Origin of the sequence: Sulfuricurvum sp., from assembly GCF_049305995.1 — a bacterium.
GTDB lineage: Bacteria > Campylobacterota > Campylobacteria > Campylobacterales > Sulfurimonadaceae > Sulfuricurvum.
The window spans coordinates 1-6,383 of record NZ_JBAQPS010000270.1 but is presented as its reverse complement, the minus strand read 5'-3'; the positions used below and the strand labels follow the sequence as shown (position 1 = coordinate 6,383).

The window sequence follows — 6,383 nt, the reverse complement described above, 5'->3', positions numbered from 1 at the left end:
CAAAATTTATCCGCGAACTAGAACATTCTATAGCTTCATTATCTGAAATGCCACAACGATGTAGAAAAAGTTATTATATTGATGATGAGCTAACTAGAGATATGATTTACAAGGGATATACGATTGTTTTTCATATTAGAGAGACTAATGTACATATATTGACAGTGTTCCGTCAAAAAGCTTTTTGATAAAATGTAAACTGTTTCCAAATAAAAATTGAATAGTGAATACCTGACCCCTAAATTTTAAAAATAAAAAATAGGGGTTAGCTATTCTACCTTCTGAAAATAGCTATGTTTTTCTTCTGTTTTTTACGACGCTAAATGACTTCTCTTTAGATTGATTTCCAGATTAAATCCTACGGTCTTTGCGTACTCTATCAATGTGGATAAGTTCGGTAAAAAAAAAGCAATAAATTAGATAAAATAAATACTTTATAAATCTTGAGTTTTGGAGCATTCGATAAAGTGAGTATATATTCTGAAAAACTTGCTCACCTGAAAAAAGAGATCGCTATAGAAGCGGCTAAAAGACGTAAAAAGAAAAAGAAGTTCACTGCAAATCAAACAATAATTATAAATTTTATAAACGGTGTGACTGATGAAGCCAAATTTTCAATAAAAAATATGACGGTAGTTCTCGAAAAAGGCGACGAAAAAAAAGGATTTATGCATATCCTAATTTCCCATTACAACACAAAAAACGGAAATATTACTATGTCTGATATTATCAACTTTGATTTATATTTGGAACGATCTATAAAGCTAAATGAGTATGGAGTGAGTAATCAAAATTTAGAGGTATACCAGTATATCAACGGGACAGATCAGTATAAAATTGTATTGAAAAAAAAGTCTGATAATTTGGTTGTTACGTTTTATAGTGTAGGGTAGAAGGGAGCGAGACGAGAAAGCCTAAACCTCCACGGGTAAACTGAACGCACTTGCTCGTAACCCCGCTCCACTGCTGAAGAAGACGTTTCCGTCACAAAACCCACTGAATGGACTTTGCGACGGAAATAAAAAATAAAGTTATGCGCAAATTATACGCACTATTGACTAATGTGTCAATAGCTAAAATTCTTGGAAAAGCAGAAAAAGGTTTAGTTATTCAATCTTCACTTAAAAAATAAAATAGGGGTCAGCTATTCAATCTTCACTTTTACGTTTGCTGTAATTTTAGATTAATTTGAGTCCTACGTCCTCATACTGTTTAAATTTAGAGTCATCCGAAACCAACGTATATCCCTGCTGAATACAGTCCCAAATAATCAAACGATCAAACGGATCTCGATGGTTTTCCATCTTGGGAAGTTTATAGACACCAGACATACTCAGAGGATCAACACTGTGGACTTCAATCCCCATTTGTTTGACGACATCGTGTAGTTGATTGGGAGCTAACCCTTGAAGCTCCAGTTTTCCCAAGCCGAATTTCAAAGCGACTTCCCAAAAGCTGATATTGGTAACAAAAACACCGTTTTTCGGGTTTTTGAGAAGCTCCAGTTTTTTGGCATCTATCTTGTCGGGATCAAAAATAAGCCATAGCAGAATATGAGTATCGATGATATATCTCATAACCCTAAAAGCTCCTCTTCACTCATTGCAAAATCATCGCTAAAACGGACACTTCCTTTGTTTTTGTACAAACCGAATTTGCGCTCTTCTTGATTTTCAATATAGGGATCGTAGGGGACTATCATTGCTACTTTTTTATGGTTTTTACCATACACAATGATAAAGGTTTCTCCCTCTTCTTGTACCAAATGCAAAATATTGGAAAAATCACTTTTTAATTGTCCTACCTGTATCGATTGCATGGCATAACCTTTTCTATTTTCGATCATCATATCACTTAATTGACAAGTTGTCAAGTTACTGTTGTGGAGTTAGAAGAAAATAATGGTGAGCTTTTTAGTTGTTATTTGGGTATTTGTTATAGGGCGTTCTGTCGGGTGGGTTACCCAGTGGATTAAGCTGAAAAAAAATCCTGAGATAAGAAGATTGCCCGCCAATAATAGCGTTATATAGGGGAGAGAAAAAAAACTATTCGATATAAATTCTATGCAATAATATAGCGATTTCGTCCTGACGATTTAGCTTTATAGAGTGCATCATCAGCCCGTTTATATAGGGATAAAACTGAATCTTCCTCCACCCTAGCGGCAATACCGGCACTAATATGAATAACTTCATCAAATCCAAAATCATATTTACTGACTATTGCTAAAAGACGTTCAGCAACTTGTTTTATATCCTCGATCTCTTGATTATGAGAAATAATAGCAAATTCTTCACCACCGATTCGATAAAGTTGATCGGAATCTCTAAGATTACAGTGAATTAATGCGGCTAATGCTTTAAGAACTTCATCGCCGATTAAATGTCCATACGTATCGTTAATATGCTTAAAATAGTCAATATCAAAGATCATAAGGATTAAGGATTCATCATTAATTTGATGTCTCAAATCACTGTCAAAGCTACGCCGATTGTAGGTATTGGTTAAACTATCGTGCTCTGCAAGAATCGATAGCGCTTTATTTTTCTCTTCAATAATTTGTTGAGTTGTATCAAGACGACGGAGAAAATAAACAATAACACTAAAAAGTATTATAAAAAATAGACCTAAAATTGCCATTATCAAAAGAAAAATTTGATTTGCTTCTTTTAACTCATCATCAAACGGCATTTTAAGCGAAATCATTGCTCGAATATTTCCCGCTTTTTCTCCAAATCCTGCTATGGAGCCGTATTGTGCGATAAGTTCACGTGGTGCTTTATCGGGTGTAGAGTGACACTTCATGCAAGAAGCTTTACTCGGTTCAATCGGCATAGCATAATAAATATAATGATGACCATTTTCTTTGACGGTGAGACTGTACTCTTTCAATGTTTGATTCTGTCGAAATAGCTTGAGGATATGTAATTCTTGAACGCTTGCTTGATTAAGCAAATTTCGTGGATTATCAGTAGCTAGTTTATAATAGATTTGTGTCTTATTTTCATCTGTACGTAGAGTATTAAGATGTTCATGAATACCTCTGGCGATATAAGTAAATGAGAGAACTTTAGGATCAAAAAACTCATTATAGAGTTTCCCTTCTTTTTTTAATTTATAAATAACAGGCTTGAGATGATCTTCTAAATAGCTATGTAAAGCTCGTTGATTAAGCAAAATCTGGTCAAGTTTCTTTTTATTTTGATCTTCAGCATATTTATACGTGTATTCATAGAGGGTAGTACCGACTATTGCATATCCAGATAAAAGAATAAATCCTAAAATAATCAAAATACGTTTGTTTTTAGAGCGCATAATCGTTATTCCATCACTTAAAAATAAAAATATTATACTCTTATTAAACTTTATAATATAGATTATTTAACGTGTTCTGTTACACTAATTTACTTCTAATAGAATATAATAGACTTCTTGCATAACCTACTTTTCCGTTCGTGGTGAGCTTGTCGAACCATGAACAAAACACCCTTCGACAGGCTCAGGGCGAACGGTGTCATATTTTCTTATTCGGGTTATGCAAGAAGTCTAATCTTTCCAACCAACTAAAACTCCTGCTTTAAAGCATCAAAGTTACAAATATATGACCAGTTTAATTATCAAAAATCACCAGAGCTCTCCCAAACGGTACTTTCGCTTTTCGCGACAATGCCCATAACACTTCATAATTCGGTGGTATACGGGGGTATGAACCCTCACCGTCGGTAAAATAGAGCAACATCGTCGTCATCGGCAGATTTGCTTCGACGTAATCGAACGTTGGACGATAGTCCGTCCCCCCTCCCCCCTTGAGAGGAAAATCCATAGGGTCCCCGCTGATAAACGTATGATGAGCGTGTACCTTTGCATCGGCGATGATGAGTTCAATCTTCACCGAAGGGAAATTTTGCATGATCGATTTGAATTCTTCCATAAACGCCCCTAACAGCGCATCATCGATCGAACCGCTCGTATCGACTGCAACACATAGACTGAGAGTATCGCTGGTGAGCGAGGGGAGTGCTATTCCGCGATGAATATGTTTTTTATTCGGAGGCATAAAGGCGTAGTTGTTACGCATGTGGCGATTAACCGCGTTATAGAGTTCAAACCGCCAGTCCACATCAGCGGCTTTGACCTTTTTCCCCAGTCTCTCTAACCCTAGAGGCATAGCCCCTTTGCGCTGTGCCACCTCCTGAGCAATCGACGCGGCGTATTGCCACTGCGACTCATCAGCAGTATCCATTTGATCCGCGATCCCATCAATGTTAGCAAACTCCCCCGAATCATCCGCTTCTTGGGACATCCCCTCAGATGGTGAACCACCCTCTGCGCTCTCACCAAATGCATCCCCCTCACCGAGATTAAGATCATTTTTGAGGGCATCATAGATCTCTTCGGCGTACATTAGCTCATACTCTTTGTTGTAGTTTGCCCCTTGCGGGATATGCAGACCGCTTTTGGAGAGGAGATTGTTGATCGCGTAATCGGTCGCTAACTGCCACAATCTCCCTCTACGGTTGAGCTTGCGTTGCTGATGGGCGAGAATATGGTGCATGACGGCGTTGGTAAGTATGAACATCACCTCCTCTACACTACGACGCTCCAGAAATTCGACGTTATAGATAAACCGTTTCCCGTTGCTGGCGTATCCCGGAAGAGTATCACTCGGCTCAAAATTGAGTCGTGATGCAAGCATCCCGAAATAGGGATATTTGACGGTTAAAAGAGATTTCGCTTTGAGGAGCAGTTGTTCGTGCGACATTATCGCAAGAGTGTGTTGAACTGACGCATCCACAGAGGCCAGCTCTCGACATGATCGAGTTCGATTTTACGTGCGCGAAGGTCTTGGATAATCATCACCGCGAACTCACCGGGGAGTTTGAGGGTATAGGTGATGAGATGGTTCAGTTTTTTACTGCTCGTATAATCATTTACCCGCATCGTGAGTGCCGTGCTGAGGATATGAAGAGCCGATGGATCACTCGGTACATCCATGCACGTCCCCTCCAGTATCGCATCCAAATCAGGGAGCTGTGAAGCGACCATGCGAAAGCCCAGATACGATGCCGCCAACTCCTCTCCGATAGCCCCACTTACCATCGCCATCACCAAATCCTCTTCGGGATTGGAGGTCATGATGTCATCCACATACTGCCATGTACGCGGTGTAGCAAAAGACCTGCTCTCGGCATTAAAGACGAACAATGCATCGGGACGGTGAGATATATAGGCGATGATAGTAGGGTCAATCCCTGAGCCTATCGCCCAGTTGCGCCAATCCTCGACATTCGCTTCCATCTCCAAATGGACAAAACGGTTAGCCAACGGTGCCGCCATCCGAAACACCACCCCGCGATCGCTCTCACGGTTCCCCGCTGCCACAATTGCCCACCCATCAGGGAGACGATATTCGCCAATCTTACGATCTAATATTAACTGATATGCAGATGCCTGAACCATAGGTGCAGCGGTGTTAAGCTCATCGAGAAAGAGTATTCCTCGCTCTTGCGTCCCATCGGGTAAAAACGCCGGAGGTGCCCAAATCGCCGTGTCGTTTTTAGAGTTAAAAAACGGAATACCTCGGAGGTCAGTCGGATCGAGAAGCGATAAACGCAGATCGATAAACCCTAGTCCCGCTTCACGAGCGATTTGAGCTACAATCGAGGATTTGCCGATCCCCGGAGGTCCCCATAAAAAGACGGGAACTTTGCGTTCGCACAAATGGGCGAGGGATCGTTTGGCGCTTTGAGGGTTCATACAGATTTCCTTATTCTCGTCATTCCCAACTCGATTGGGAATCCAGCTATTTTTTGAAATGCTTATGCATTTATTGTGCGAAAATGATTGATAAAAATTTCTACAAACTACATCATCATTATGTAACGTTAAAAATCAAATTTTATGGTACTATTTTCTATACACTACCATTGAGGGATTCACCATGAATCACGTGCCTCACTTCTTGAAAAAATCCTCCTTGTATGTTTTGATGATGCTGTCACTATCAATTCCACTCTATTGTGATGAAATCAGCGGAACATTTAAAGAAGTAAATATCAATAAAAGTATCGGTAAATACGAAGGTACGGTCAATTTTGATATGGAAGCCAAGCTCAAACTCTACACATTGACGGGTGAGCCTGTCGATATCTGTCATGCACGGTGGAAACCCAACTGGGTCCAACTAAAAAATCAAAAGTCAAAAATCTATACTGCTAAAAATGTCCCTGCGAAAGTGTGGAATAAAATCGATATTGTAGATACCGACATCGCTTTCCCCTTTAGCTTTGCAAATCAAAGCTACAACGTCCACTGCAATCCCGGTGTTTTTGAACCGCACAACACACAAAAATTTTCGATGAATACTCCGGGGAGTACATCAT

8 protein-coding genes are annotated in these 6,383 nt (G+C 39.7%); 3 read left to right on the top strand and 5 right to left on the bottom strand.

Annotation, left to right across the window (positions count from 1 at the left end):
* Both WA010_RS09270 and WA010_RS09265 read left to right on the top strand, forming a co-directional pair.
* Window positions 1-188, top strand: a 188-nt coding sequence (locus WA010_RS09270; protein WP_422556847.1) for a type II toxin-antitoxin system RelE/ParE family toxin, incomplete at its 5' end; no start/stop codon positions are given.
* Between the two features lie 279 nt (window positions 189-467).
* Window positions 468-893 carry a hypothetical protein gene (locus WA010_RS09265; RefSeq protein ID WP_422556846.1) on the top strand — a complete coding sequence of 142 codons (426 nt, stop codon included), beginning with the start codon at window positions 468-470 and terminating at the stop codon, window positions 891-893.
* A 285-nt stretch (window positions 894-1,178) separates the two neighbouring features.
* Here WA010_RS09265 and WA010_RS09260 read toward each other — a convergent pair whose 3' ends face one another.
* The 5 genes from WA010_RS09260 to WA010_RS09240 form a co-directional block, all read right to left on the bottom strand.
* Window positions 1,179-1,577, bottom strand: coding sequence for a type II toxin-antitoxin system VapC family toxin (locus tag WA010_RS09260; RefSeq protein ID WP_422556845.1), 399 nt, complete (start codon window positions 1,575-1,577; stop codon window positions 1,179-1,181).
* Complete coding sequence (locus WA010_RS09255; protein WP_422556844.1) at window positions 1,574-1,819, bottom strand: type II toxin-antitoxin system Phd/YefM family antitoxin; 246 nt, start codon at window positions 1,817-1,819, stop codon at window positions 1,574-1,576. The genes WA010_RS09260 and WA010_RS09255 overlap by 4 nt, the downstream gene beginning before the upstream one ends.
* 242 nt (window positions 1,820-2,061) lie before the next feature.
* Window positions 2,062-3,315, bottom strand: coding sequence for a diguanylate cyclase domain-containing protein (locus WA010_RS09250; protein ID WP_422556843.1), 1,254 nt, complete (start codon window positions 3,313-3,315; stop codon window positions 2,062-2,064).
* A gap of 295 nt (window positions 3,316-3,610) precedes the next feature.
* Window positions 3,611-4,795, bottom strand: coding sequence for a DUF2201 family putative metallopeptidase (locus WA010_RS09245; RefSeq protein ID WP_422556842.1), 1,185 nt, complete (start codon window positions 4,793-4,795; stop codon window positions 3,611-3,613).
* A complete protein-coding gene (locus WA010_RS09240) occupies window positions 4,762-5,757 on the bottom strand; it encodes an ATP-binding protein (RefSeq protein WP_422556841.1) in 996 nt (331 codons plus the stop codon). The genes WA010_RS09245 and WA010_RS09240 overlap by 34 nt, the downstream gene beginning before the upstream one ends.
* Before the next feature lie 184 nt (window positions 5,758-5,941).
* On the opposite strand from WA010_RS09240, the gene WA010_RS09235 reads away from it, so the two are divergent.
* A partial coding sequence (locus tag WA010_RS09235) for a hypothetical protein (RefSeq protein ID WP_422556840.1) occupies window positions 5,942-6,383 on the top strand: 442 nt, incomplete at its 3' end.